Here is a 23,238-nt window from a genome sequence, read left to right as displayed (position 1 = left end):
TTCGGCTTCGGCTTCGGCTTCGGCTTCGGCTTCGGCTTCGGCTTCGGCTTCGGCTTCGGCTTCGGCTTCGGCTTCGGCTTCGGAAAGGGCCTTTTCTAGCGGCTCATCCGCGTCAACGACTGTCTCATCACGCTGCGAGGTGAATTCAACTGTTTCGTCCGACTTGGGGTCTTCCACCGGCTTTTGATCGGTTTTTTTCTTACGAGCCACCGCGACGTTCCCCTTATCGAATCCAATTTCATATGAATAACAGACCGCTCTAAGTTAATCAGTGGTCTCTCCACGCTCAACCCGCATCGCGTGTTTGACAAGCTTTTTCACGGCTTTCCGCATTTTCTTGGGTGTCGGCTCTTTGGCGATCTTCAGGCGCTCATAGTCCAAGGAATAAAGGGGCTCGGCCGTGGCTTCGCTAATGGCAACCAGCCACAAGGGCGCGGTTCCGGTCCAAATTTCGGCAAATTGTCGCGCCGTTCGGGGCGAAAACAGCGGTGCGAGAACAGGTCTGTCACCGGATGTGGCCGCAACCGCTTCGGATGTCAGCGGTAACAAACGCTGTTGATAAACAATCTGTTCGTGAACCGTCAGCCCCGATTCGGTCAGACGCCCGGCAACATTTCCCCGCGTATGTTCACCCCTGAGATGCAGCAATGGGCTTTCAGGCCGGTGCTTCAACAGGTAGGCCACCAGTTCTTCGGCGGTATTACCCACCATCAATGCATCCCATCCAGCCCCTTTGGCGGTTCCAGTGGTCGCCGGACCAACACAATAGGCGGGCAGATCGGGTTTAACGCCCAACGACGCGGCGGCATTGACCGAGCTGGCCGAAGTAAAGATCAATCCGCGAATTCCGTCCGTTTCGACCGCAACCCTCAGGGGTCGGATTTCCAGGATCGGAGAATAGATGACATCCACCCGCGACCTGACGCGGTCCGACAGCTGTGCCACAAACCTTTCAGAGGCGGCGCGAGGGCGGGTCATCAACAAATACAATGGCGGGGCCTTCGGCCTTGGGATTGTTTGCGTCCGCGCAGGGTGATACCCCGCTTGAGTGTCATGATGCAACGGATCAGGCCTATGGTGCAAACACTTACCGTTCTTGGATTGGAAAGCAGCTGTGATGACACGGCCGCTGCTGTTGTGCGCCAATCCGATGGTGCGGGTGCCGAGGTTCTGTCGTCTATTGTTCACGGTCAAACCGAGCTGCACAGCGCATTCGGCGGGGTCGTGCCCGAAATCGCAGCGCGGGCCCATGCCGAAAAACTGGATATTTGCGCGGTGCAGGCGTTAGAGGCTGCAGGACTGACACTGGCCGATATGGATGCGATCGCCGTCACTGCGGGTCCCGGCCTGATCGGCGGGGTCATGTCCGGCGTCATGTGCGCCAAGGGGCTGAGTGCCGCGACCGGGCTTCCTCTGATCGGCGTAAACCATCTGGCGGGTCATGCGCTGACGCCCCGATTAACGGATGGCATCGCCTTTCCCTACCTGATGCTGCTGGTTTCAGGCGGGCATTGCCAGTACCTTATCGCGCACGGGCCCGAGCAATTTACCCGCCTTGGCGGCACAATCGACGATGCCCCCGGCGAGGCGTTCGACAAAACCGCCCGCCTGCTGGGCCTGTCGCAACCCGGCGGTCCCTCTGTGGAGGCCGAAGCATGTTCTGGCGATCCCAAGCGTTTCCGGTTTCCCCGACCTCTGCTGGATCGGCCGGGATGTGATCTCTCCTTTTCGGGGCTGAAAACCGCGTTGATGCGGATGCGGGATCAGATTGTTGCCGAAAAGGGCGGCCTGACCCGTCAGGACCGCGCTGATCTGTGTGCCGGATTTCAGCAAGCCATCGTCGATACTCTGGCCGAGAAAACCCGCCGTGCGATTGACAGGTATCTTGAGGAAAACCCTACAGAGCCGGTTATTGCCGTCGCAGGTGGTGTGGCCGCCAATACCGCCATTCGGTCCGCATTAGAGACTGTTTGCGCAGAAAAAGGCGCGCGCTTTACCGCACCACCACTCAACCTTTGCACCGACAATGCCGCCATGATCGCCTATGCCGGGATGGAACGGTTTCGCATGGGCGCACGCGACGGGCTGGACCTGACGGCCCGTCCACGCTGGCCGCTGGATAAAACCAGCCCCGCAATGCTGGGCGGCGGCAAGAAAGGCGCCAAGGCATGAGCGTTTCGGTTCTGGGATCTGGCGCATTCGGAACGAGCCTGGCCATTTCACTGGCCGGGAACGGGCCGGTTACGCTGTGGTCACGGGATCCGGATCAGGCCCGGCACATACAGACAGAACGTGAAAACACTCAGCGTTTGCCTGGCGTGGCTTTACCTGCTGATATCACGGTGACATCGAACATCGATCAGGCGACCAAGGCTGATGTTCTGCTGATAGCTGTCCCCATGCAAAAATTGCGCGATGCCTTGCAAGCGCAGGCCTCTGATCTGGCCGGAAAAACCTTGGTGGCGTGCTGCAAGGGTATCGAGCTATCGTCCGGGCTTGGGCCGATTTCAGTGATCCAGCAAACGATCCCGGATGCGCGACCCGCCCTGCTGACCGGGCCCAGCTTTGCCGACGACATTGCACGCGGACTACCAACGGCGCTAACCTTGGCCTGCGCAGATGACTCGCTGAGTCTGACGCTGCAACACGACCTGACCACTGCCAACCTGCGCCTTTATCGAACCACCGACATGATTGGGGCGGAACTTGGCGGCGCCTTGAAGAACGTAATGGCCATCGGATGCGGCGCTGCAATCGGGGCCGGGTTGGGCGACAGCGCACGCGCCGCTTTAATGACACGCGGGTTTGCAGAAATGCAGCGCTTTGCGCTGATGCGCGGGGCGCGACCTGACACTCTGATGGGATTGTCTGGATTGGGGGATCTGGTCCTGACTTGTTCGTCTGAACTGTCCCGAAACTATCGCTTTGGCCTGTCGTTGGGTCGGAATATCCAGTTCGATACCCACACCACCGTTGAAGGGGTCGCCACCGCGCGGGCCATGACGGAAATTGCCACTGCTGAGGGGCTGGACATGCCAATCAGTACAACGGTGGCGGACCTTAGCAGTGGCGCCTACAGTGTGACCGAAGCTATCCGAGCCCTGCTCAACCGACCCCTGAAGGAGGAATAATATGCTGATCGCTCTCATCGCCCGTGACAAAGACGGCGCGCTGCAAACCCGGCTGGACAATCGCGCTGCCCACCTGGCCTATATTGAGGAAACGGGTGTCGTTGCGCAGGCGGGTCCGCTGCTGGACGGCGACGCAATGATCGGCTCGTTGATCATTCTGGAGGTCGAAGACATGGCCGCAGCGCAAAACTGGGCGGACAACGATCCTTATGCAAAAGCCGGGTTGTTCCAATCGGTTGACCTGATTGCGTGGAAAAAGGTCATAGGCTGATGGCGTACTGGCTGTTCAAATCCGAACCATCGACCTGGGGCTGGGACCAGCAGGTTGCAAAAGGGGATGCGGGCGAAGAATGGGACGGCGTGCGCAACTATCAGGCGCGCAATTTCATGCGTCAGATGGCAGTTGGCGATCGCGGGTTCTTTTACCACTCGCAAAAGGACAAGGCGATTGTCGGAATTGTCGAGGTCTGCGCCGAGGCGCATCCCGACAGCACCACGGATGATGAGCGTTGGGAATGCGTGGACATCAAGGCCGTTCGCCCGTTTGCAACCCCCGTCACGCTGGACCAGATCAAGGCTGACGAGCGTTTGGGGGAAATGGTGTTGGTCAAAAACTCTCGCCTGTCCGTTCAGCCGGTCAGCGAGGCGGAATGGCAGGTGATCTGCGATCTGGGCGGCACGCAGGCTACTTAATAACAGATTAAAGGGAAGGCCCTGACAGATGCAGAACCTTCCCTACCCCGCGTGCTCCCGACTCACCACACGCGTATGGAAATTTTGGCTCTGACCGTCCTGGTCACATGCTGACACTAATCGATCATTACGGCGCAGTTCAAACGGCAAGTATTTAAAATTGGAAACGCCCGCCAGGGATCTGACGGGCGCCGCAAAAAAGGTGTGGCGGGATCAGCCGTAAACAGCCTCTTTGCCGAAGTGCTTGGTCAGCATGTAATACACGACGGCGCGGTATTTGTTACGCTCGGACATGCCATAGGTTTCCAGTGCCTTGTTGATCGCTTCCATCAGTTCCGGTCCGTCCGACAGGCCCAGCTTTTTGATGAGGAAGTTGTTCTTGACCGTTTCCAACTCACCTTCCTGAGTTGCCGCGACAGTCGATGCGTCGGCGTCATAAATTGCAGGGCCACAGCCGATTGTGACTTTGGTCAGCAGATCCATATCTGCGTCCATACCGCATTTGGACTTCAGGTCCTCGGCATATTTAGCGATCAGGTCGTCGCGTTTTCCCATGGTTATCTCCCGGTTGAAACTCGTTTTTGGCCATACCAGCGCCGCAGACACGGTAACGGGAGCGGGAATTTGCACAAAGGGAAAAATTAGCGGCATTCCCCCTAAACCCTGCCGGTCTGATCTGAGGCTTGATTTTGATGGCCCTTTATTTAACAATAAGGTTAAATATGTTACTTGTTCCAGAACCAGGAGGCTACAATGCCTGTGTCGCTACCCAACGAAACTTCGCAATACAGAACCGCACGAAACACCTTGCTGTCGGCTGAGGCTGAACTGCGGGCTCAGATTGAAAATGTTGCAAAGCTGCGCCGCGGTTTGCCCAAAGGCGGGGCAGTTCCGCGGGACTATGCATTCCGGTCAGACAAGGGTGCGCCGACACCGCTGTCGTCTTTGTTCGGATCACATGACACCTTGGCTATATACTCGCTTATGTACGGGCCGGATGCAGAGGCACCTTGCCCGATGTGTTCTGCCTTTCTGGACGGGTTGAATGGACAGGTCGCCCATTTATCGCAGAAAATCGCCTTTGCGGTCGTGGCGCAAAACACCTGTGAAAGGCTGGCAGCGCTGAAAGCGGAAATGTCGTGGGATGATCTGCCGCTTTATTCTGCATTGGGCACAGACTATCAGCGCGACTATCTGGCCGAGGCCGAGGATGGAAGCCAACTGCCGATCCTGAACGTCTTTCAGCGCGATGCGGACGGCATAAGCCATTTCTGGAGTTCCGAGTTGTTCTTCGAACCCAGTGACTGGCATCCGCGGCATGTGGATGCGGCGTGGCCCCTGTGGAATATTCTGGATTTCACACCACAAGGACGCGGAGATTTCTTTCCGTCCCTGCGTTAAATACCCGTCAAGGTGACCTATCGGCAATAACCCCAACCGGGACCCTGCAGATGAAAGTGGTCCGCGTGCAAGTGATTGAAATCAGGACCCAATACCACACGAAACCAATCACATGCGCCGCGCCAGATCTGACGCAAAAATTGACCCTCAGGTCCTTCGGCGCCCCAATCGGATAGCAAGGTCAGACTGCGCCCATCAGCAAATTGCAAACCAACAATATCAATGGAATCCGCCTTGGCATGGCTGCTCCAACCACTGCTCTGACCCTGAGCGGTACGCATCTGGCGGCAATTGTAACTGCCCACATGCCGCAATCGGCTGACCTGCGTGCCCAAAAGATCTCTCGCAGTGGGTTGAACGACATGATGTTCCCACATGGCCAGCCGCAAAGTGGTCGCGCAACTGGTTTCAACCGCATTTACACCCGATGTCACCAGCGCGGACAACAGACCGCGCCCGGCGATGCCGCAATTCTCATCCACGATCAGATCATCCATCGCTTCAAAGTTTGCGCCGGCGTCGGCCAAGGCGGCGCGGCACTGTACTTCATTCGCCAGCGCGCGATTAAACTGAAACCGGGTAATTGGCGTGACCGGCGCGGTGATTTTCAGCTCTCGCAAAGGGTTCCAATGCGATGGCACGGGTGTTTCCGGGTGCGCCAACAACCACCATCCGCCCCCTCCGAACAGGATGGCTACAACGGCGATACTAAAAACAAAAGACGCCGCCGATAACAGGAATCGGCGGCGTCCGGTGTGTTTGCTCATGCGTTCTTTCGCACTCAATAACGGTAGTGTTCCGGCTTGTAGGGGCCTTCGGGCTTCACACCAATGTAAGATGCCTGCTCGTTATCCATCTTGGTCAGCTTCACGCCGATGCGATCCAGATGCAAACGCGCGACCTTCTCATCCAGATGCTTGGGCAGGATGTAGACGTCGTTGTTGTACTGATCGCCCTTGGTGAACAGTTCGATCTGCGCCAGAACCTGGTTGGTGAACGAGGCTGACATCACGAAAGACGGGTGACCGGTCGCATTGCCGAGGTTCAGCAGGCGGCCTTCGGACAGCAGGATGATGCGATTGCCCGAGGGCAGTTCGATCATGTCCACCTGTTCCTTGATATTGGTCCACTTGTGGTTCTTCAGGCTGGCCACCTGAATTTCGTTGTCGAAGTGACCAATATTGCCGACGATGGCCATGTCCTTCATCTCGCGCATATGCTCGATGCGGATCACGTCCTTGTTGCCGGTGGTGGTTATAAAGATGTCGGCCGATGCGACTTCGTCTTCCAGCAACGTGACTTCGAAACCGTCCATCGCGGCCTGCAGGGCGCAAATCGGGTCAACTTCGGTCACTTTCACACGGGCACCAGCACCGCGCAGCGACGCGGCCGAGCCTTTGCCAACGTCACCGTAACCGCAAACCACGGCAACCTTGCCAGCCATCATGGTGTCAGTGGCGCGGCGGATGCCGTCAACCAGCGATTCCTTGCAGCCGTATTTGTTGTCAAACTTCGACTTGGTGACCGAGTCGTTCACATTGATCGCCGGGAACGGCAGTTGGCCGTCTTTCACCAGTTGATACAGGCGGTTCACGCCGGTGGTGGTTTCCTCGGACACGCCCTGAATCTGGTCGCGCATCTTGGTGAACCAGCCGGGGGATGCCGCCAAACGTTTGGCGATCTGCGCTTTGATGACTTCTTCTTCTTCGGATGTCGGAACAGCGATGATGTCCTCACCCGCCTCGGCACGTGCACCCAGAAGAATGTACAATGTCGCGTCGCCGCCATCGTCCAGGATCATGTTTGGGCCATCGTCGAACAGGAAGGATTTGTCCAGATAATCCCAATGCTCTTCCAGCGTCTGGCCCTTGATGGCAAAGACAGGAATGCCAGCCTCGGCAATTGCTGCCGCCGCGTGGTCCTGAGTCGAGAAAATGTTGCACGACGCCCAGCGCACATCCGCGCCCAGCGCGACCAGTGTTTCGATCAGAACAGCCGTTTGGATGGTCATGTGCAGCGAACCGACGATACGCGCGCCGCTCAACGGCTTGCTTTCACCGTATTCCGCGCGCAAAGCCATCAGGCCCGGCATCTCGGTTTCGGCGATGTCCAGTTCCTTACGGCCAAACCCGGCCAATGTAATGTCTTTGACGATATAGTCCCCGGCCATCAGGTGCTCCATTCCGGTAAATCACAGTCCGGGCAGCCCCTAGCACTCCTAGGGGCAGGTGGCAACGTGGATGGCCGGAAAGGGGATAAACAGTCCGTCTAAATCAACTTGGTTCACCCTTTAGCTCTATCTTTGGTATCGCTTCAAAAAAATCTGTGCCAACGGCGACAATACAACTAATGCCGTTCGCCTGGGTCACCAGAACAGTATAGCTTCCGGTTGTCTTCGAGGTCCAAACCTCCATAACAGCCCGTGCGCCCCGCGTTTTCTGCAATCCGCCAAAGACCAGTTCTTCTGAATAACTGTCCTGCAGTTTGGCGATCACATGTTCGCGCTGTGCACAGCTTTTGGCGAAGGCAGGCGGCGCAGTGGCGGCCATGCCGAAGGTCAGGGTTATAGCAAATAGACGTTTGAACATAACATGCTCCTTTCGATACGCGTTTCAGTACGAGAGGGGCACAACTGAAAGGAGTACGCCCCCCTCAGTCCATATGTCGGGATCAAAACGTGCAGGTTCAAAGCACGAAAGCTCAAGAAATTGTTGGCAGCCTGTGATCCAGACAGGTACATCATAGCACAAAAGCGCGAAGTTAACGTGTCCTACTTCACAAGGCATGGCAGAATGGCAACACAACCCAGAGCATGGCAGCGAATGCTTTCCGGTCGCAGACTGGATTTGCTGGACCCGACGCCCGTGGATATCGAGATCGAAGATATCGCGCACGGTCTGGCCTTTGTGGCCCGCTGGAACGGTCAGACAGCAGGTAATTTTGCCTATTCCGTGGCCGAGCACTCCCTTCTGGTTGAAGAGCTTTTCGGCCGGATTGCACCCAAAGCCCCGGTAAAATGGCGATTGGCCGCGCTGTTACACGATGCGCCGGAATATGTGATCGGAGATATGATCTCGCCCGTAAAATCCGCCGTTGGCCCGGATTACGGCGCGCTGGATGACCGGCTGGCAGCGGCCATCCACATTCGGTTCGGCCTGCCGGCGAAGGTGCCGAAAACAGTGAAACGGCAGATCAAAAAAGCCGACAAGATCAGCGCCTGGATGGAGGCGACACAGATTGCTGGGTTTTCTGAGGCTGAGGCGACCAAATTCTTTGGTCGGCCAGATAAAGCAGTGATGGAGGGGTTGGCGATCACGTTACGCCCGCCGATTGATGTGCGGCGGGCGTATATGGAACGTCATATGGTTCTGCTGACGCAGCTTTAGCCGAAGACGTAAAAACACAGCTTATTGCCGTCCAGATCGCGAGCATAAGCGCCGTAGAACCGATCAGGGACGCGCTGGCCAGGTTCTCCTTCATCTGTGGCACCAAGGCTGATTGCCTTCTCGTAAAGCGCCTTAGCCTCATCCTTAGAGTCAGCTGCAAATGCAACCATTCCGCCATTACCGGTCTCGCAGGCTTCGCCATCGTAGGGTGTGCAAACGGCGAGCATTGGCGCTGATGGGTCATTGCCGATGAAAGCGATGCGCCCAGCGTCGATCACAACCTTTGCGCCCTTGTCGGCAAACAGTGTCGTATAAAAACTTTTGGCACGCTCCAAATCTGAAACGCCGATGGTCACATAGCCGATCATTGATTTACTCCATTGTGACGAAAGATGAATTCCCTGCCCGAACCTCGGTCAAAGTGGAACTGGTATCAAGTAACTAAACTGTCAGGACCGGCGCACTATTGCAGACTTTTCCTGGGCCAGGGCATTCAAGGGTTTTGGGCGGCCGGACAAAGCGCTGATGGAGGGGTTGGGGATCACGTTGCGCCCGCCGACAGAGGTGTGGCAGGCATACACTGAACGGCACGAAGAACTGCTGTTGAAACTGTAGCCTGAAACGACGACTTTCACCCCTCAAATCAGGGGAAGACGTCGGGTTCTCCAAACTGGTTTGAACCACTCTCACTTGGCTGAATGTAGAAGTACAACAGGACCAGAGTTCCGATTATCGGAATCAAGCCAATCAACAGCCACCAACCAGTTCGTCCGATGTCGTGCAAACGTCTGGCTCCAATTGCCAGATTGGGAAGCAAAAGCCCAAGCGAAACCAAAACGGAAAGCGGTTGTCCGGCGTTCGGCTCAAACACCCCAAATCCGAGCATCGGAGCGATCAAAGCGCCATCAATTATTCGCGTCACCAGAAGAACGAGAAGAACGGCCAGAACCCACCACCAAAATGTCGGTCGCGAAGAACGCCCATTGAATTTGGCGTAGTTTGACAGAGCCCTTCGAAATGCAGTCGTGAGATTGTTCATGCAATCCTCCGCAATTGGACGGCATTCACATATCACTATTTCAAATTATTTAACACGGAAACTACCAGGTTGGTGGTCTGCCAACAAACAAGTCACGCGTATGCCCCGGCCGAATAGGTTAGTTCATAAGAATGACTGTATAGCTCAAATACGTTTCCAAACGGATCTTCCATGTAGACCATGCGATAGGGTTTATCGCCAGGATAGTATTTGCGAACCTGCTTCATTCGCTGTTTTCCACCAAGCTCTTCGATGATCTTGACCCGTTCTTCAAGGTTGTCGTCCTGAACACAAAAATGGAACAACCCGCGACGCCAATATTCGAACGGCCTCTCTTCTTCGATCGTGTTTGGAAACTCGAAGAGTTCAATACCTATTCCATCCCCCATCGAAAGATGAGCAATCCGAAATGAACCCCAGCCTTCTCCAAAAACATCGTCACACATCTGACCTATGGCACTATCGTCATGCAGCACTTCGGTGGGCTCCATAAGCACATAGAGTCCAAATGCCTTAGAATAGAATTCTACCGCTTTTTCCAGGTCTGGAACGGTTACTCCGATGTGTGAAAAGGTTAGTGCAGACATTTTTAGAGACTCCTCGTTCCGCAGCAAACAAGACAAAGGGCATCAGCAACCCTTGCCGATACCCCCGAAATAGTGCGCTTGTTTCTGTCTCCACGTCCAGAGCGAAGCAAAGATCCGCTTTGGTCCGACCAGAAGAGATTTAACGCGGACTGCGCTTCGCCAATATCCGTTGCAATGTCCGACGGTGCATGTTCAGGCGCCGTGCGGTTTCGGACACGTTCCGGTCGCACAGCTCATAGACCCGCTGGATATGCTCCCAACGGACGCGGTCCGCACTCATGGGGTTTTCTGGTGGTGGGGGCAGTTCATCGCCCTTGGCCAGCAGCGCGTTGGTGATGTCCGTGGCGTCGGCGGGTTTCGACAGGTAATCCGTGGCGCCGATCTTGACCGCAGCAACGGCGGTGGCAATCGCACCGTATCCGGTCAGGACCACAACCCGGCTGTCGGGGCGCTTTTCGCGCAGAACTTCGACCACATCCAGACCGTTGCCATCTTCGAGACGCAGGTCAACGACCGCGTAGGCGGGCGGGCGGGCGGTGGAAATGGCGCGGCCTGCGGCGACGGAACCTGCGGTTTCAACCTCGAACCCGCGTTTTTCCATCGCTTTTGCCAGACGTCTCAGAAACGGTTCGTCATCGTCCACCAAAAGCAGCGTTTTATCGGGGCCGATGTCGAGTTCAGAGCTGTCCGCCATATTCTGTTCTTTCCGCTATTTCACGCCTTTGGCTTAACCATGAGTAATAGCAGCGCCATCCCAAAGGTCAAACAACCCGTCGTTTTCTAGATTTTGTCGAGGAAACACTCAACCTTGTCGGCCATCTGCTCGGCGGTGTCGTCCCGGTTGAAGAATTCGATGAACCCATCCTCGGGCGTGACAAGATAGGTAAAGGTCGAGTGGTCTACCAGATAGTACTCATCGCTTTTGTCATGGGCCTTGTAGTAAGTTTTGTAGGCCTTGCTGGCGGCCTTGACCTGCTCAGGCGTGCCGGTCAGCGCGATAGTCTTACCGCCCAGGTTAAAGGCATAATCGGCCATCACTTCGGTCGTATCGCGATCCGGGTCAATTGAAATGAACAAGGGCGTCACGGACTGGCCACGCTCGGCCAGAATGTCCACGGCCTCGGCATTGCGTGACATATCGAACGGGCAGACGTCGGGGCAGAAGGTATAGCCGAAATATACCAGCGTCGGTTCGGTGATAACATCGGTGTCGGTGACCGTTTCGCCCCTGCCGTTGAGCAGTTCAAATGGCCCGCCGATGGCCGCCGTTCCGCCAGCAATCTGACTGGTCCGGCATTGTGCGAACTTGTCATCTGATCCGGCACCGCGCGTCAGCAGCCACATGGCCCCCAGGCCCACGGCAAGAACAACGGTTGCGAGGATGGCATAAAGACGGACCATGACATCAATCCTGACGTAAGAGGGGTTGTTGATCGTTTCGGCCGGGACACCTATCAAGAAGTTCAGCCGATGCAACAGGACATAATCGACCGATGGCAAATTCCAACATCACATTATGGCGCGGTCAGGAACGCAGCAGCTGGATTCGGCTGCGCACCCTGATCCTGTTGCGCTGGGTGGCCATTTTCGGCCAGATCACAGCGATCACCGTCGCGCAGCAAACTTATGACATCCAGCTGGACGCAACGCTTTGTTATCTGGCGATTGGCGTCTCGGTCATGGGGAATCTGACTGCAATTCTGCTGTTTCCCCGCAACAAGCGCCTGTCCGAGTTCGAGAACTTCCTGATGGTGCTGTTCGACCTGCTGCAGCTGACCATTTTGCTGTACCTTACAGGCGGGCTGAACAACCCGTTTGCGCTGTTGCTGGTGGGGCCTGTCACGATATCCGCGAGCGTCATGAGCACCCGGTCAACCCTGATAATCGGCGGCGTTGCCATTGCCTTGACAACTCTTCTGGCCGAATTCCACCTGCCTTTGCGCACCGCATTGGGGGCAGAACTGGACATCCCAGATATTCTACTGTTCGGAAACTGGGCCGCAATCGTCATCGCAATTGTCTTTCTGGGCGCGTATTCGCATCGCGTCAGCTCAGAGGTACAATCTATGTCCGAAGCGCTGGCCGCCACCCATATGGCGCTTGCACGCGAACAGAAGCTGACCGATCTAGGCGGCGTGGTCGCCGCCGCCGCGCATGAGCTGGGCACGCCGCTGGCAACGATCAAACTGGCGAGCTCCGAGTTGATTGAGGAATTGGATGACCGGCCCGACCTTATCGAGGACGCCGCCCTGATCCGCGAACAGGCGAACCGTTGCCGCGATATCCTGCGAGACATGGGCCGGGCGGGCAAAGACGACCTGCATCTGCGTCAAGCCCCGCTTTCTACCGTGGTGCATGAAGCCGCCGAGCCGCATATCAACCGAGGCAAGACCGTTCATTTCTTCGAAGGCCCGGCCGAGGATGGCGATGTGCAGCAGCCCTCGATCCTGCGCAAGCCCGAGATCATTCACGGCCTGCGCAACCTGATCCAGAACGCGGTGGATTTTTCGCGCGGAAATGTCTGGGTCGAGGCGGAATGGTCCACCAAACAGATCACCGTCAGCATCATGGATGACGGTCGTGGATATCCGTCGCAGATGATCGGCCGGATCGGCGATCCCTTCATGCGCCGCCGCCGCAGCGAGACCGAAAAAAGGACCCGTCCGGAATATGAAGGCATGGGTCTGGGTCTTTTCATTGCCAAAACGCTGCTTGAACGCAGCGGAGCAGAGCTGGATTTCGCCAACGGATCGGACCCATACCAAACCCTGTCGGATAACCCCGAACGCCGGGGTGCGATCGTCAAGGTGACCTGGCCCCGTAACCTTGTGGATGCGCAAACCGGTGATACGCCTGTGCCTTCGGGTGTAAACCAGCGTTTCCAAACCTGATCTGACACGAGCTAACACTGGTTAAGACCCCGTTAACTATTAAGGCGCATAGTACCGCTTCTTGGTTTCGCGCACCGGAGGGCGCATGGTCGACTGGATCATTCTGGCCATCATCGGCCTTGTTTCAGCAAGTCTTGCCGTTCAGTGGCTGTTGCCGCGCAGGCGGGAACGGGGGGACAACTTTGGGCTGTCCTCACCTGCCTCCTTGTTTGATGCGGCATTCCTGTTTGATGGTGACCGGCTTATCAGTCACTCGGACATCGCGTTGGAAGGGTTCGAGCAGGTCCGTGATTGGGCCGATCTGTGCCGGCTGCTGCACAGAGATTTTCCAACATTCCCCGAAACACCTGATCAGGTCCGGCGTGAAGGCAACCTGGTCATCCCGGCCATCGATTGCACGGTTGAACGCGATGTTCTGTGCGAATGGATAGACGGAATTGTACGCGTTCAGCTGCGCGACCGTACCGATTGCCCCTCGATAACTCAAATCGCATCAAATGATCCAAACCGCCTTGCCATGGAAAAAGCGCCCTACCCTGTCTGGCTGTTGGATCATCAGGGCGATGTGCGCTGGTGCAATGCTGCTTATGTTTCGCTGGTGCGCAAAGTACGGGATCAGGACACGGACCTGACCGCACCATTGTTTCCGGTCCCCGATGCCGACCAACGGCTAAGTGCAAAGGCGCGGGTCTCAATTTCCTCCGAGTTCAGTGAAAACAAGCTGTGGTTCGATCTGACGTTAGTAGATCACCCCGAAGGGCACTTGTCTTATGCCGTGGACATCAACGCAATCGTCGAGGCGGAGGTGGCGCAGCGCAAATTCGTTCAGACCATGACCAAGACCTTCGCGCAATTGCCCATCGGGCTGGCTATTTTTGACCGCAACCGCCAACTGGCATTGTTCAACCCGGCCCTGATCGACCTGACCACCCTGCCCCCGGATTTCCTAAGCTGCCGCCCCAGCCTGTCCAGCTTTTTCGATCGCTTGCGGGATCAGCACATGATGCCCGAGCCCAAGAATTACCGCAGCTGGCGTAGTCAGATGAACGACCTTCTAGAAGCGGCAGAGGACGGGAACTATCAAGAAACTTGGTCCCTGCCCTCCGGCTCGGTTTACTCGGTCAGTGGGCGCCCGCACCCGGACGGAGCAGTTGCCTTTTTGTTTGAGGACATCACTGCCGAGATCACTCTGACCCGCCGGTTCCGGTCAGAAATGGATCTGATGCAATCCATTCTGGACAAACTGGCCGATGCCATCGCCGTCTTCAGTGACGATGGTACGCTGGCTTTTACCAATTTCGCCTACCAACAGCTTTGGGGTGATACAGGCGACGCAGGCTTTGACGCGGACTCCGTTCTTGAGGTGACCAAAAGCTGGCAGGAACATTGCACCGCGACACCGATCCTTGGCGAAATTCGCGATTTTGTAGAGGCGCGGGAAAATCGCGCGGAATGGTCGGGCGTGATCTATCTGCGAAACGGTATCCAGGTGTTGTGCACGGTCAGCCCAATGCAGAACGGGGCCACCATAGTTCGTTTCTCGGTGGATCGGGATGCATTGATGCGGCAAGAGGCGCAGCAAATCAGCGCCTGAACCGGGTTGCAGCCAACCGGGCGCAAGGCCATTGTGGCGCCATGACCAATTCGCCCTGCACGATCACTTTGAATTCGCCCGAGGAAACAGCAGAATTCGCTGCCCGCCTCGGTGCGGAATTGAGATCTGGAGACATCTTGTTGCTTGAGGGCGAGATCGGCAGCGGAAAGACCCATTTTGCCCGCAGCCTGATCCAATCGCTGATGATCGAGCCCGAAGATGTGCCTTCGCCGACTTTCACCTTGGTTCAGGCTTATGACACGCCGGTCGGGGAAATCTGGCACTGTGACCTGTACCGCCTGAGCGCGGTTGAGGAGGTCGAAGAACTGGGCCTGACCGAGGCTTTCGAAACCGCAATCTGTCTGATTGAATGGCCGGATAAACTGGGCCCGCTGATGCCGGAGTCTGCGGCGAAGATATCCTTCGAAACAGACCCCAACATGACAGAAGCACGCCATCTGACCCTTCGCTGGTCAGACCCGAAATGGCCCGTGAAACTAAGGATTCCCGCATGACAAACCGCGCGGTATTGGCCGAAGCGTTGATCGCGCAGACCAAATGGTCAAATGCAAAGCACGCGCCGCTGGCTGGGGATGCCTCGAACCGTCGGTACGAGCGGCTAACCGATCCGGAAACCGGCAAAACGGCGGTGTTAATGGATTCACCTCCGGGCAAGGCAGAAAATGTCGAAGATTTTGCCCGCATGGCCGAATACCTGCGGTCCCTTGGTCTGAGCGCGCCCGAGATTTATGCCGAGGATACGCATTACGGCTTTCTGCTGCTCGAAGATCTCGGCGATGACCTCTTCGCGCGCGTGCTTGCGCAGACCCCCAGCATGGAGCGTGCGCTTTATGAGGTCGCGACGGATGTTCTGATCGACCTGTACAACGCGCCAAGCCTTTCTTTGCGATCCTATGATCCGAGTTTGATGACCGAGCTGGCCGCGTTGTCCTTTACCAAATACGCGCAGGCCGTGCAGGGCACGCACGACGCCGATGCGCGTAACCGATTTGAAAACCGGTTCTCGGACATTCTGCACCGGGAAACTTCGGGGTCCAAAGTTGTTGTGCTGCGCGATTACCACGCTGAAAACTTGATCTGGTTGCCGGATCGCGACGGGGTTCAGCGCGCTGGTTTGTTGGACTTTCAAACCGCCATGCTGGGCCATCCGGCCTATGATCTGGTATCTTTGTTGCAGGATGTGCGTCGCGATGTGTCACTCGGAACCGAGATGCAAATGGTGAATCGCTATATCGTGGCGACTGGGGTGAATGATCATGACTTCCGCACCGCCTATGCGGTGTTGGGTGCTCAGCGAAATCTGCGCATTCTGGGCGTCTTTGCCCGGCTGGCAACCGAATACGGCAAGCCCAGCTATGTCGATCTGATTCCGGCGACTTGGGCCCACCTGATGCGGGATCTGGAACATCCCGCACTGGTAACCATCGCCAATCTGTTGCGCGAGGCCTTGCCCGCACCCACCCCTGAAAATCTGGACAGGCTCCGACAGAAATGACCCAAGACCCCGAAGCCGTCATGCTGTTTGCAGCCGGGTTTGGCACCCGTATGGGCGCATTGACCGAAAATCGGCCCAAACCACTGATCAAGGTCGCCGGCCGGCCTCTGATTGATCACGCTTTGGATTTGGTGAATGCCCTGCAACCAAAGCGTATCGTGGCCAACCTACATTATCTGCCAGATCAGCTCGAAGCTCATCTAGTCCCAAAAGGTGTTCTGCTTTCCCATGAAACGCCGGAGATTCTTGAGACTGGCGGCGGAATACGCGCCGCTTTGCCCCTGCTTGGATCGCACCCGGTTTACACCCTGAACCCAGACGCGATCTGGTCAGGACCGAACCCTTTGACGATGCTCCGCGAGGCGTGGAATCCCGATCACATGGACGCGCTGTTGATGTGTGTACCGGTGGATCAGACTGTCGGGCACATCGGCAAAGGCGACTTCACAGCAGATGAGAACGGACGGATCGTGCGCGGCGGCAATTTGATCTATGGCGGTGCGCAGATCATGAAATCCGAAGGGTTGATGGATATCCCTGAGAAAGCGTTCTCACTTAACGTGCTATGGGACCAGTTGCAGCGGCAGGATCGTCTGTTTGCCCTCACCTATCCCGGTCGCTGGTGCGATGTCGGCCACCCCGAAGGGATTGCACTAGCCGAGGGGTTGATTGCCGATGTTTGAACCCAGCCCAGCTCCGCGCGTTTTTGCCGTTCCGCCCGGTTCGGACTTCCCAAAAATGCTGGTTCAGGGGCTGCAAGATCGCAGTGCAGCGCATCCGCCCGAGATGCTGGCGCGCGTTCAACTGGTCGTCAATACAAGGCGTATGGCCCGGCGCGTCCGCGACCTGTTTGACCAAGGCCCGGCGTGCCTATTGCCGCGTCTTTCACTGGTTACCGATCTGGGGGAAAGCGTCGATCTTTCGCAGATACCTCCGGCGATTCCACCGCTGCGGCGCAGGTTAGAGTTGACGCAGTTGATCTCTAAGCTGTTGGAACAACAGCCTGATCTGGCTGCACGGTCTTCACTTTTTGACTTGTCCGACAGCCTAGCCGCGTTGATTGATGAGATGCAGGGCGAAGGTGTTTCGCCCGACGCGATCCGGAATTTGGATGTCAGTGACATGTCCGGGCATTGGGAAAGGGCGCAAAAGTTCATCGGAATTGCCGATCAAATCATAGATTCAGGCCCAGATGCGCTGGATGTTCAGGCCCGGCAGCGGCTTGTGGTGGAAAACCTGATAGAACGTTGGCAAGTCGCTCCGCCGCAGCATCCGGTTATCCTTGCCGGGTCAACCGGGTCTCGCGGAACCACTCTGATGCTGATGGAGGCGGTCGCGCGCCTGCCGCAAGGCGCGTTGATCCTGCCGGGTTACGATTTCGATCAGCCCGACCGCGTTTGGCGCGGGTTGGACGATGCGCTGACATCGGAAGATCACCCGCAGTACCGGTTCCGCAAACTGATGTCTCAGCTTGGCTTAGAGCCGGATCAGGTCATGCCTTGGACGGGTGATCAACCACCCTCGCCTGCTCGCAACCGCTTGGTTTCGCTGGCTTTACGCCCAGCGCCGATCACGGATGCCTGGATGTCCGAAGGCCCGCAACTGACCGATCTGGATGGCGCCACAAAGGACGTGACACTGGTCGAGGCGCAATCGCCCAGGTCCGAGGCCCTGGCCATCGCACTGCGCCTTCGCCAGGCAGCCGAAACCGGCCAAACTGCCGCGCTAATCACACCTGACAGGATGCTGACCCGCCAAGTCAGCGCTGCTTTAGATCACTGGAACATCCTTCCCGATGACAGCGCTGGTCTACCGCTGCAACTATCGCCGCCCGGCCGGTTTCTGCGTCACGTGGCGGGGCTTTTCGCACGGCGTCTGGATGGCGAGGCATTGCTGACCCTTCTGAAACACCCGCTGTGTCATGATGGTGACGAGCGCGGCGCGCATTTGCTGCATACGCGGGACCTTGAACTAGATTTGCGCCGACATGGCCCGCCTTTCCCGGACAGCGCCAGCCTGACCGCTTTTGCAATCCGCAAAGAAGTTCCCGAGGGCTGGGTACGTTGGCTAAACTCCCATTTCTGCGATCAACAGATCGCGGGCCAACTCCCATTGACGGATTGGGTTGCCAGGCTGCGCATCTTGGCCGAGGCGATTTCGGCGGGCGCGTCAGGGGAAACAGGCACGCTCTGGGACAAGAACGCAGGCCAAAAGGCGCAAGGCGTCCTAAGCGCACTGGAAAAAGAGGCACAACACGGCGGCCCGATGACCGCCCATGATTTCGCCGACCTGTTGGGTGCTTTGCTCGCGGGCGAGGAGGTCCGGGATCGCGACGCCCCGCATCCACACATCATGATCTGGGGCACGCTCGAGGCGCGCGTGCAAGGGGCAGATTTGCTTATCTTGGGCGGCCTAAATGAAGGCAGCTGGCCCGAGGCCGCCGCGCCAGACCCCTGGCTGAACCGCCAGATGCGCGACAAGGCCGGGCTTTTGCTGCCCGAACGGCGGATCGGCCTGTCGGCACATGACTTTCAACAAGCCATCGGCGCGCCCGAGGTCTGGCTGACCCGCGCCAAGCGGTCCGATGACGCAGAAACCGTTCCGTCACGCTGGCTGAACCGCCTTTCGAACTTGCTGCACGGCTTGCCAGGGCAGGGCGGGCCTGAGGCATTGTCAGAAATGCGCAACAAAGGCCGGCAATGGCTGCAATGGGCGGAACAGCTTGAAATCGCGCCGCATATCGAACCGGCTACGCGCCCATCTCCGCGGCCGCCAGTGGCATCGCGCCCGAACCGGTTGAGCGTGACGGAAATCAAACGACTGATTCGCGATCCTTATGCGATTTACGCCAAACATGTGCTGCGCCTGAAACCGCTGGACCCTTTGGTGCAAGCGCCGGATGCCTTGTTGCGCGGGATCGTGATCCACGAAATTCTGGAACATTTCGTCAAAGACAGTGTTCTGGACACCGCCTTGTTGACCCGCGAAAACTTTTTGAAACGCGCGGAAACCTTGTTGGATCAACACGTTGCGTGGCCCACAGCGCGTAAATTGTGGCTGGCGCGTTTGGAACGCATCGCGGATGACTTTCTGGCCGCTGAAATCGCGCGGCGAGGGGACGGGGGACCAGTCGCCTTCGAGGCGGCGGTGAAACTTTTGCTAACGCCTCTGGATTTCACCATCGTGGGGCGCGCCGACAGGATAGATCGCAACAAGCGCGGTGCATTACGGATAGTTGACTACAAGACAGGGGCGCCCCCAACGGAAAGCCAGCAATCCAAGTTCGACAAACAGTTGCTTATCGAAGCCGCGATGGCCGAAGAGGGCGGTATCGACGGTTTCGACCCTTCTCCCGTGGCCGAGGCGATTTTCATTGGTATGGGCGGCACTTACAAAGAAGTACCCGCACCGCTGGCGAAAGAGCCGCCAGACAAGGTTCTGGCCGAGCTCAAAGAGTTGGTTTCTGCCTATTTAGAGCCTGATCAAGGGTTTTCATCCCGTCGAATGTTGCACAAGGATTCGGATGTGGGTGACTACGATCAACTGGCGCGGTTCGGGGAATGGGACCGCACTGATGACACAACGCCTGAGGACCTGACATGAGCGCTCGCAACGACGCAACCGAGCGGCAGGTACAGGCCGCGCGGCCCGACGCCTCGACCTGGTTGGCGGCCAATGCAGGCTCTGGAAAAACGCGGGTTCTGACTGATCGGGTGGCGCGTCTGTTGTTGGGCGGCGTGCAGCCACAGCATATCCTTTGTCTGACATACACCAAGGCCGCCGCCAGCGAGATGCAAAACCGGTTGTTTGATCGCCTCGGACAATGGGCAATGAAGGATGATGTCGGCCTTCTTTCCCAACTGACCGATCTGGGTGTTCCGGGTGTTATCGACCCCGAACGGCTGGCACAGGCCAGAACGTTGTTTGCGCGCGCCATCGAAACACCCGGTGGCCTGAAGATCCAGACGATCCACTCGTTCTGCGCTTCACTGCTACGGCGTTTCCCGCTTGAAGCCAGGGTCAGCCCGCAATTTTCAGAGATGGAGGACCGCGCGGCGGCCCTTTTGCGTGAAGAGATTGTCGAAGATTTCGCCGCAGGTCCGCAGGCGTATCTGATCGAAGATGTCGCCCGGTTTGTCACCGATACCGGGTTCGACAAACTTACCGCGGCCATCACCCAGAAACGCAACCTGTTTGCGCAGCCGCTGGAATGGGCCGATGTGCTGCAACGGTTTGAACTGGCCGACGGGTTCGATGAAGACGCTTTAATAGGACGTGTGTTTCTGGGCGGCGAGGTGGAATTGATCAGGTCGATTCTGCCGGTGCTTTCCGAAAGTGGCGGCAATAACGCCAAGGCGGCCGACAAGCTTGCGGCATTTACCGAGGCCCGGGTTAGCAGCTTACCTATTTTGGAAAGCGTGCTTTTGACCGGAAAATCCGCCAAAGAACCCTTCACGGCTAAAATCAACAGTTTCCCGACCAAAGCCCTGCGCGAAGGGGCGCTGGTGGGCAAGATGCCCCAGCTCGAAGCGTTGATGTTGCGGGTGGAGGCCGCGCGCGAACATCGGCTGGCCCTGGTGGCCGCGCGCAAGACAATGGTGCTGCATCGCTTCGCGACGGCGTTTTTGCCGGAATATGAGCGGCGCAAGCAACTGCGCGGATGGCTAGACTTTGACGACCTGATCTTACGTGCACGGCAGGTGTTGAATGATCCGGCGGTTGCCGAATGGGTGTTGTACCGACTGGATGGCGGCATCGACCACATTCTGGTGGACGAAGCGCAGGATACCAGTCCCGATCAGTGGGACGTGGTAGAAAAACTGGCGCAGGAATTTACCAGCGGAGAAGGGGCCCGGTCCGGGGTTGAACGCACGATTTTCGTGGTCGGTGACAAAAAGCAGTCGATCTATTCGTTTCAGGGTGCCGATCCGCAGGCATTCGATCTGATGCAGGCAGAGTTTGGGCGGAAGCTCTCTGAATCAGGCTCTAAATTGTGGGATTCCACGTTAGAATACTCATTCCGATCCTCCAGCGCGATCTTGTCCTTGGTCGACATCCTGTTCGAAAACCGAGCGAAAGCCGGATTTCACAAGGAAAGCCAGCACCGCGCGTTCAAGGCGGATCTGCCGGGCCGCGTGGACCTGTGGCCCGTGGTCGAAAAGGTTGAAGAGGATGACGATGCTGACTGGACCGATCCAGTAGATCGGCCTGGCGCGCGGCATCACACTGTCATTCTGGCCGAGAAGGTGGCGCAGTCGATCAAGGCAATGATCGAACAGGGCGAAACGATCCCTGAGGATGGCGAAACGCCCGGCACATTTGTACGGCGGAAGGTTCAGCCGGGGGACTTCCTGATCCTCGTTCAGCGCCGTTCGGACTTGTTTGCCGAGATCATCCGGGCCTGCAAGGCCGCTGACCTACCGATCGCCGGGGCAGACCGGCTTAAGGTCGGCGCGGAATTGGCGGTCAAAGATCTGGCCGCGCTATTGAGCTTTCTGGCCACGCCCGAGGACAGCCTGTCGCTGGCTACTGTGCTGAAATCCCCGCTGTTCGGTTGGGCCGAGCAGCAGCTGTTCGACCTGGCGCATCGGCGCAAGGAACAGTTCCTTTGGGCCGCTCTGCGTCAACGCGCCGAAGAGTACCCTGAAACACTGGCTGTTCTGCACGACTTGCGCGGGCAGATCGACTTTCTGCGCCCCTACGATCTGATTGAACGTATCCTGACCCGCCACGACGGGCGGCGCAAACTGCTGGGCAGGCTGGGAGCCGAGGCTGAAGACGGGATCAACGCGTTGCTGTCGCAGGCGCTGGCCTATGAGCGCACGGATATCCCAAGCCTGACAGGCTTTCTGGTCTGGATGCAGACTGACGATCTGGAAATCAAACGGCAGATGAGCGGTGTGGGCAACATGATCCGGGTGATGACCGTGCATGGCTCCAAGGGGTTGGAGGCGCCGATTGTGATCCTGCCGGATACGGGCAAACGGCAAGCTCCGCGTGATGCCGAGGTCATGGTGGCCGAAGGCACACCGCTTTGGAAAGTTCCGGCTGACGTGTCCCCGGCGTTGATTGCGCGTGCGCGCGACGAAGCCCGAACGCGGGAAGAAAATGAGCGGCTTCGTTTGCTCTATGTGGCTCTAACACGAGCTGAAAAGTGGTTAGTCGTGGCGGCTGCCGGCGATGTCGGTAAGGATGGGACCAGCTGGTATCAGATGGTTCAGGCTGCGATGGAACGGGCAGGGGCGGTGGCGCTTCCCGGCTCAGATTCTCTGCGATTGTCGCACGGGGATTGGGATGCATCACCGATTATTGAATCCGCAAAGACCTCAACTGCCGTGACGGACCTGCCAGCCCCGTTCCTGTCTCCCGCCACACCACCAGAGCCCGAAGCGGAAACGCTCAGCCCTTCAGATCTGGGCGGCGCCAAGGCTTTGCCCGGCGATGCAGGTCACGACGAAGAAGTGGCAAAGTTGCGCGGCACACGATTGCACCTGCTGCTGGAACACTTGCCTTCGGTCACGCGGGAAGACTGGCCGCAGCTTTGCGCGCGGGTTCTGCCCGATATGCAGAACGCGGAACGGCAAGAGCTGATGGATGAGGCATGCGACGTTTTGACTGCGGCGCATCTTCGGCCTGTCTTTGCCGCCGGCGCCTTGGCTGAGGTGCCCGTGACAGCCGACCTGAACGGACGCCGCATGCACGGGGTGATCGACCGATTGATCGTCACCGATACCGAGGTTCAGGTCATTGATTTCAAAACAAATGCAACGGTTCCCAACAGTGCAGAGACATGCCCTGAGGGGCTTTTGCGACAGATGGGGGCGTATGCCAACGCCTTGTCGCAGGTCTATCCGAACCACGAAATCCGCACCGCGATCCTATGGACCAGAAAAGCAGATCTGATGTGGCTGCCACACGATCTTGTGACGCACGCCCTGTCGCGCACCCAGATATCTTGACCTTGGATTGCCCGGCCCCTACGTTCTGTTCCCGAGATACC

At 57.5% G+C, this 23,238-nt stretch carries 23 protein-coding genes and 1 pseudogene; 13 read left to right on the top strand and 11 right to left on the bottom strand.

The genetic code is table 11. The features are described 5' to 3' along the window. Together AC2FJE_RS06160 and AC2FJE_RS06155 are read right to left on the bottom strand one after the other, a co-directional pair. Positions 1 to 210 (bottom strand): annotated as a pseudogene (locus tag AC2FJE_RS06160) (hypothetical protein); the annotation flags it as partial. A 54-nt stretch (positions 211 to 264) separates the two neighbouring features. Beyond that, positions 265 to 978 carry a uroporphyrinogen-III synthase gene (locus AC2FJE_RS06155; RefSeq protein WP_496755528.1) on the bottom strand — a complete coding sequence of 238 codons (714 nt, stop codon included), beginning with the start codon at positions 976 to 978 and terminating at the stop codon, positions 265 to 267. A gap of 96 nt (positions 979 to 1,074) precedes the next feature. Between AC2FJE_RS06155 and tsaD the strand changes: the two genes are divergently transcribed. Genes tsaD through AC2FJE_RS06135 form a run of 4 tightly spaced genes read left to right on the top strand, consistent with a single transcriptional unit; the run spans position 1,075 to position 3,824 of the window. Then, positions 1,075 to 2,172, top strand: a complete 1,098-nt coding sequence (gene tsaD, locus AC2FJE_RS06150) for a tRNA (adenosine(37)-N6)-threonylcarbamoyltransferase complex transferase subunit TsaD (protein ID WP_496755527.1) — start codon at positions 1,075 to 1,077, stop codon at positions 2,170 to 2,172. Then, complete coding sequence (locus AC2FJE_RS06145) at positions 2,169 to 3,131, top strand: NAD(P)H-dependent glycerol-3-phosphate dehydrogenase (protein WP_472722472.1); 963 nt, start codon at positions 2,169 to 2,171, stop codon at positions 3,129 to 3,131. The genes tsaD and AC2FJE_RS06145 overlap by 4 nt, the downstream gene beginning before the upstream one ends. Position 3,132: 1 nt before the next feature. Then, positions 3,133 to 3,402 (top strand): YciI family protein, encoded by a 270-nt coding sequence (locus AC2FJE_RS06140; RefSeq protein ID WP_058275177.1) that lies wholly within the window; start codon positions 3,133 to 3,135, stop codon positions 3,400 to 3,402. Then, entirely contained in the window at positions 3,402 to 3,824 is a 423-nt protein-coding gene (locus tag AC2FJE_RS06135) for an EVE domain-containing protein (RefSeq protein ID WP_109313844.1), read from the top strand. Before AC2FJE_RS06140 ends, AC2FJE_RS06135 begins: the two co-directional genes overlap by 1 nt. 213 nt (positions 3,825 to 4,037) lie before the next feature. Here AC2FJE_RS06135 and AC2FJE_RS06130 read toward each other — a convergent pair whose 3' ends face one another. Beyond that, positions 4,038 to 4,379: a DUF2853 family protein gene (locus AC2FJE_RS06130; RefSeq protein ID WP_282153670.1), complete on the bottom strand. Its 342-nt coding sequence runs from the start codon at positions 4,377 to 4,379 to the stop codon at positions 4,038 to 4,040. 198 nt (positions 4,380 to 4,577) lie between these two features. On the opposite strand from AC2FJE_RS06130, the gene AC2FJE_RS06125 reads away from it, so the two are divergent. Further along, positions 4,578 to 5,225 carry a DUF899 family protein gene (locus AC2FJE_RS06125; RefSeq protein ID WP_496755525.1) on the top strand — a complete coding sequence of 216 codons (648 nt, stop codon included), beginning with the start codon at positions 4,578 to 4,580 and terminating at the stop codon, positions 5,223 to 5,225. Positions 5,226 to 5,242: 17 nt separating this feature from the next. Here AC2FJE_RS06125 and AC2FJE_RS06120 read toward each other — a convergent pair whose 3' ends face one another. The 3 genes from AC2FJE_RS06120 to AC2FJE_RS06110 form a co-directional block, all read right to left on the bottom strand. After that, positions 5,243 to 5,992, bottom strand: coding sequence for an extensin-like domain-containing protein (locus AC2FJE_RS06120; protein WP_496755524.1), 750 nt, complete (start codon positions 5,990 to 5,992; stop codon positions 5,243 to 5,245). A gap of 14 nt (positions 5,993 to 6,006) precedes the next feature. Beyond that, a complete protein-coding gene (gene ahcY / locus AC2FJE_RS06115) occupies positions 6,007 to 7,395 on the bottom strand; it encodes an adenosylhomocysteinase (protein ID WP_496760766.1) in 1,389 nt (462 codons plus the stop codon). A 103-nt stretch (positions 7,396 to 7,498) separates the two neighbouring features. Then, positions 7,499 to 7,813 (bottom strand): hypothetical protein, encoded by a 315-nt coding sequence (locus AC2FJE_RS06110; RefSeq protein ID WP_282170565.1) that lies wholly within the window; start codon positions 7,811 to 7,813, stop codon positions 7,499 to 7,501. A gap of 204 nt (positions 7,814 to 8,017) precedes the next feature. Between AC2FJE_RS06110 and AC2FJE_RS06105 the strand changes: the two genes are divergently transcribed. Continuing rightward, positions 8,018 to 8,611, top strand: a complete 594-nt coding sequence (locus AC2FJE_RS06105) for an HD domain-containing protein (RefSeq protein ID WP_496760765.1) — start codon at positions 8,018 to 8,020, stop codon at positions 8,609 to 8,611. On the opposite strand, the gene AC2FJE_RS06100 is transcribed toward AC2FJE_RS06105, so the two are convergent. From AC2FJE_RS06100 to AC2FJE_RS06080, 5 genes are all read right to left on the bottom strand, one after another. Next, positions 8,608 to 8,979 carry a VOC family protein gene (locus AC2FJE_RS06100; RefSeq protein WP_058275170.1) on the bottom strand — a complete coding sequence of 124 codons (372 nt, stop codon included), beginning with the start codon at positions 8,977 to 8,979 and terminating at the stop codon, positions 8,608 to 8,610. The two genes, AC2FJE_RS06105 and AC2FJE_RS06100, sit on opposite strands and share 4 nt — an antisense overlap. Positions 8,980 to 9,254: 275 nt before the next feature. Beyond that, positions 9,255 to 9,650 carry a DUF805 domain-containing protein gene (locus AC2FJE_RS06095; RefSeq protein ID WP_282119815.1) on the bottom strand — a complete coding sequence of 132 codons (396 nt, stop codon included), beginning with the start codon at positions 9,648 to 9,650 and terminating at the stop codon, positions 9,255 to 9,257. Positions 9,651 to 9,742: 92 nt separating this feature from the next. Beyond that, on the bottom strand, positions 9,743 to 10,237 hold the full coding sequence (locus AC2FJE_RS06090; protein ID WP_058275168.1) for a lactoylglutathione lyase family protein: 495 nt from the start codon (positions 10,235 to 10,237) through the stop codon (positions 9,743 to 9,745). A 139-nt stretch (positions 10,238 to 10,376) separates the two neighbouring features. Next, entirely contained in the window at positions 10,377 to 10,931 is a 555-nt protein-coding gene (locus AC2FJE_RS06085; protein ID WP_496755521.1) for an ActR/PrrA/RegA family redox response regulator transcription factor, read from the bottom strand. Positions 10,932 to 11,017: 86 nt separating this feature from the next. Continuing rightward, positions 11,018 to 11,638, bottom strand: coding sequence for an SCO family protein (locus AC2FJE_RS06080; RefSeq protein ID WP_496755520.1), 621 nt, complete (start codon positions 11,636 to 11,638; stop codon positions 11,018 to 11,020). 92 nt (positions 11,639 to 11,730) lie between these two features. Between AC2FJE_RS06080 and regB the strand changes: the two genes are divergently transcribed. The 7 genes from regB (at position 11,731) to addA (ending at position 23,197) form a co-directional block, all read left to right on the top strand. Further along, a complete protein-coding gene (gene regB, locus AC2FJE_RS06075; protein ID WP_058275166.1) occupies positions 11,731 to 13,128 on the top strand; it encodes a sensor histidine kinase RegB in 1,398 nt (465 codons plus the stop codon). Positions 13,129 to 13,213: 85 nt separating this feature from the next. Then, a complete protein-coding gene (locus AC2FJE_RS06070; protein ID WP_282119814.1) occupies positions 13,214 to 14,722 on the top strand; it encodes a PAS-domain containing protein in 1,509 nt (502 codons plus the stop codon). A 41-nt stretch (positions 14,723 to 14,763) separates the two neighbouring features. Continuing rightward, positions 14,764 to 15,237 carry a tRNA (adenosine(37)-N6)-threonylcarbamoyltransferase complex ATPase subunit type 1 TsaE gene (gene tsaE / locus AC2FJE_RS06065; RefSeq protein ID WP_496760764.1) on the top strand — a complete coding sequence of 158 codons (474 nt, stop codon included), beginning with the start codon at positions 14,764 to 14,766 and terminating at the stop codon, positions 15,235 to 15,237. Beyond that, on the top strand, positions 15,234 to 16,238 hold the full coding sequence (locus AC2FJE_RS06060) for an aminoglycoside phosphotransferase family protein (RefSeq protein ID WP_496760763.1): 1,005 nt from the start codon (positions 15,234 to 15,236) through the stop codon (positions 16,236 to 16,238). The genes tsaE and AC2FJE_RS06060 overlap by 4 nt, the downstream gene beginning before the upstream one ends. Then, positions 16,235 to 16,921 carry a nucleotidyltransferase family protein gene (locus tag AC2FJE_RS06055; protein ID WP_496760762.1) on the top strand — a complete coding sequence of 229 codons (687 nt, stop codon included), beginning with the start codon at positions 16,235 to 16,237 and terminating at the stop codon, positions 16,919 to 16,921. Before AC2FJE_RS06060 ends, AC2FJE_RS06055 begins: the two co-directional genes overlap by 4 nt. Further along, complete coding sequence (gene addB / locus AC2FJE_RS06050) at positions 16,914 to 19,841, top strand: double-strand break repair protein AddB (RefSeq protein ID WP_496760761.1); 2,928 nt, start codon at positions 16,914 to 16,916, stop codon at positions 19,839 to 19,841. Before AC2FJE_RS06055 ends, addB begins: the two co-directional genes overlap by 8 nt. After that, complete coding sequence (gene addA / locus AC2FJE_RS06045; RefSeq protein ID WP_496755515.1) at positions 19,838 to 23,197, top strand: double-strand break repair helicase AddA; 3,360 nt, start codon at positions 19,838 to 19,840, stop codon at positions 23,195 to 23,197. The genes addB and addA overlap by 4 nt, the downstream gene beginning before the upstream one ends. Positions 23,198 to 23,238: the final 41 nt, after the last annotated feature.

It is taken from the genome of Ruegeria sp. CDSC002, assembly GCF_059610905.1.
The sequence above is the reverse complement of the archived record's forward strand: the minus strand, read 5'-3'. Positions and strand labels throughout refer to the sequence as shown.

Excerpts from the sequence above, each read along its gene's own strand:
- AC2FJE_RS06145 (WP_472722472.1), top strand. The coding sequence starts at position 2,169 with ATGAGCGTTTCGGTTCTGGGATCTGGCGCATTCGGAACGAGCCTGGCC.
- AC2FJE_RS06135 (WP_109313844.1), top strand. The coding sequence starts at position 3,402 with ATGGCGTACTGGCTGTTCAAATCCGAACCATCGACCTGGGGCTGGGAC.
- AC2FJE_RS06155 (WP_496755528.1), bottom strand. The coding sequence starts at position 978 with ATGACCCGCCCTCGCGCCGCCTCTGAAAGGTTTGTGGCACAGCTGTCG.
- AC2FJE_RS06125 (WP_496755525.1), top strand. The coding sequence starts at position 4,578 with ATGCCTGTGTCGCTACCCAACGAAACTTCGCAATACAGAACCGCACGA.
- AC2FJE_RS06100 (WP_058275170.1), bottom strand. The coding sequence starts at position 8,979 with ATGATCGGCTATGTGACCATCGGCGTTTCAGATTTGGAGCGTGCCAAA.
- AC2FJE_RS06130 (WP_282153670.1), bottom strand. The coding sequence starts at position 4,379 with ATGGGAAAACGCGACGACCTGATCGCTAAATATGCCGAGGACCTGAAG.
- AC2FJE_RS06085 (WP_496755521.1), bottom strand. The coding sequence starts at position 10,931 with ATGGCGGACAGCTCTGAACTCGACATCGGCCCCGATAAAACGCTGCTT.
- AC2FJE_RS06080 (WP_496755520.1), bottom strand. The coding sequence starts at position 11,638 with ATGGTCCGTCTTTATGCCATCCTCGCAACCGTTGTTCTTGCCGTGGGC.
- AC2FJE_RS06120 (WP_496755524.1), bottom strand. The coding sequence starts at position 5,992 with ATGAGCAAACACACCGGACGCCGCCGATTCCTGTTATCGGCGGCGTCT.
- addA (WP_496755515.1), top strand. The coding sequence starts at position 19,838 with ATGAGCGCTCGCAACGACGCAACCGAGCGGCAGGTACAGGCCGCGCGG.
- AC2FJE_RS06110 (WP_282170565.1), bottom strand. The coding sequence starts at position 7,813 with ATGTTCAAACGTCTATTTGCTATAACCCTGACCTTCGGCATGGCCGCC.
- AC2FJE_RS06095 (WP_282119815.1), bottom strand. The coding sequence starts at position 9,650 with ATGAACAATCTCACGACTGCATTTCGAAGGGCTCTGTCAAACTACGCC.
- AC2FJE_RS06105 (WP_496760765.1), top strand. The coding sequence starts at position 8,018 with ATGGCAACACAACCCAGAGCATGGCAGCGAATGCTTTCCGGTCGCAGA.
- regB (WP_058275166.1), top strand. The coding sequence starts at position 11,731 with ATGGCAAATTCCAACATCACATTATGGCGCGGTCAGGAACGCAGCAGC.
- AC2FJE_RS06060 (WP_496760763.1), top strand. The coding sequence starts at position 15,234 with ATGACAAACCGCGCGGTATTGGCCGAAGCGTTGATCGCGCAGACCAAA.
- tsaE (WP_496760764.1), top strand. The coding sequence starts at position 14,764 with ATGACCAATTCGCCCTGCACGATCACTTTGAATTCGCCCGAGGAAACA.
- addB (WP_496760761.1), top strand. The coding sequence starts at position 16,914 with ATGTTTGAACCCAGCCCAGCTCCGCGCGTTTTTGCCGTTCCGCCCGGT.
- ahcY (WP_496760766.1), bottom strand. The coding sequence starts at position 7,395 with ATGGCCGGGGACTATATCGTCAAAGACATTACATTGGCCGGGTTTGGC.
- AC2FJE_RS06090 (WP_058275168.1), bottom strand. The coding sequence starts at position 10,237 with ATGTCTGCACTAACCTTTTCACACATCGGAGTAACCGTTCCAGACCTG.
- AC2FJE_RS06055 (WP_496760762.1), top strand. The coding sequence starts at position 16,235 with ATGACCCAAGACCCCGAAGCCGTCATGCTGTTTGCAGCCGGGTTTGGC.
- AC2FJE_RS06140 (WP_058275177.1), top strand. The coding sequence starts at position 3,133 with ATGCTGATCGCTCTCATCGCCCGTGACAAAGACGGCGCGCTGCAAACC.
- tsaD (WP_496755527.1), top strand. The coding sequence starts at position 1,075 with ATGGTGCAAACACTTACCGTTCTTGGATTGGAAAGCAGCTGTGATGAC.
- AC2FJE_RS06070 (WP_282119814.1), top strand. The coding sequence starts at position 13,214 with ATGGTCGACTGGATCATTCTGGCCATCATCGGCCTTGTTTCAGCAAGT.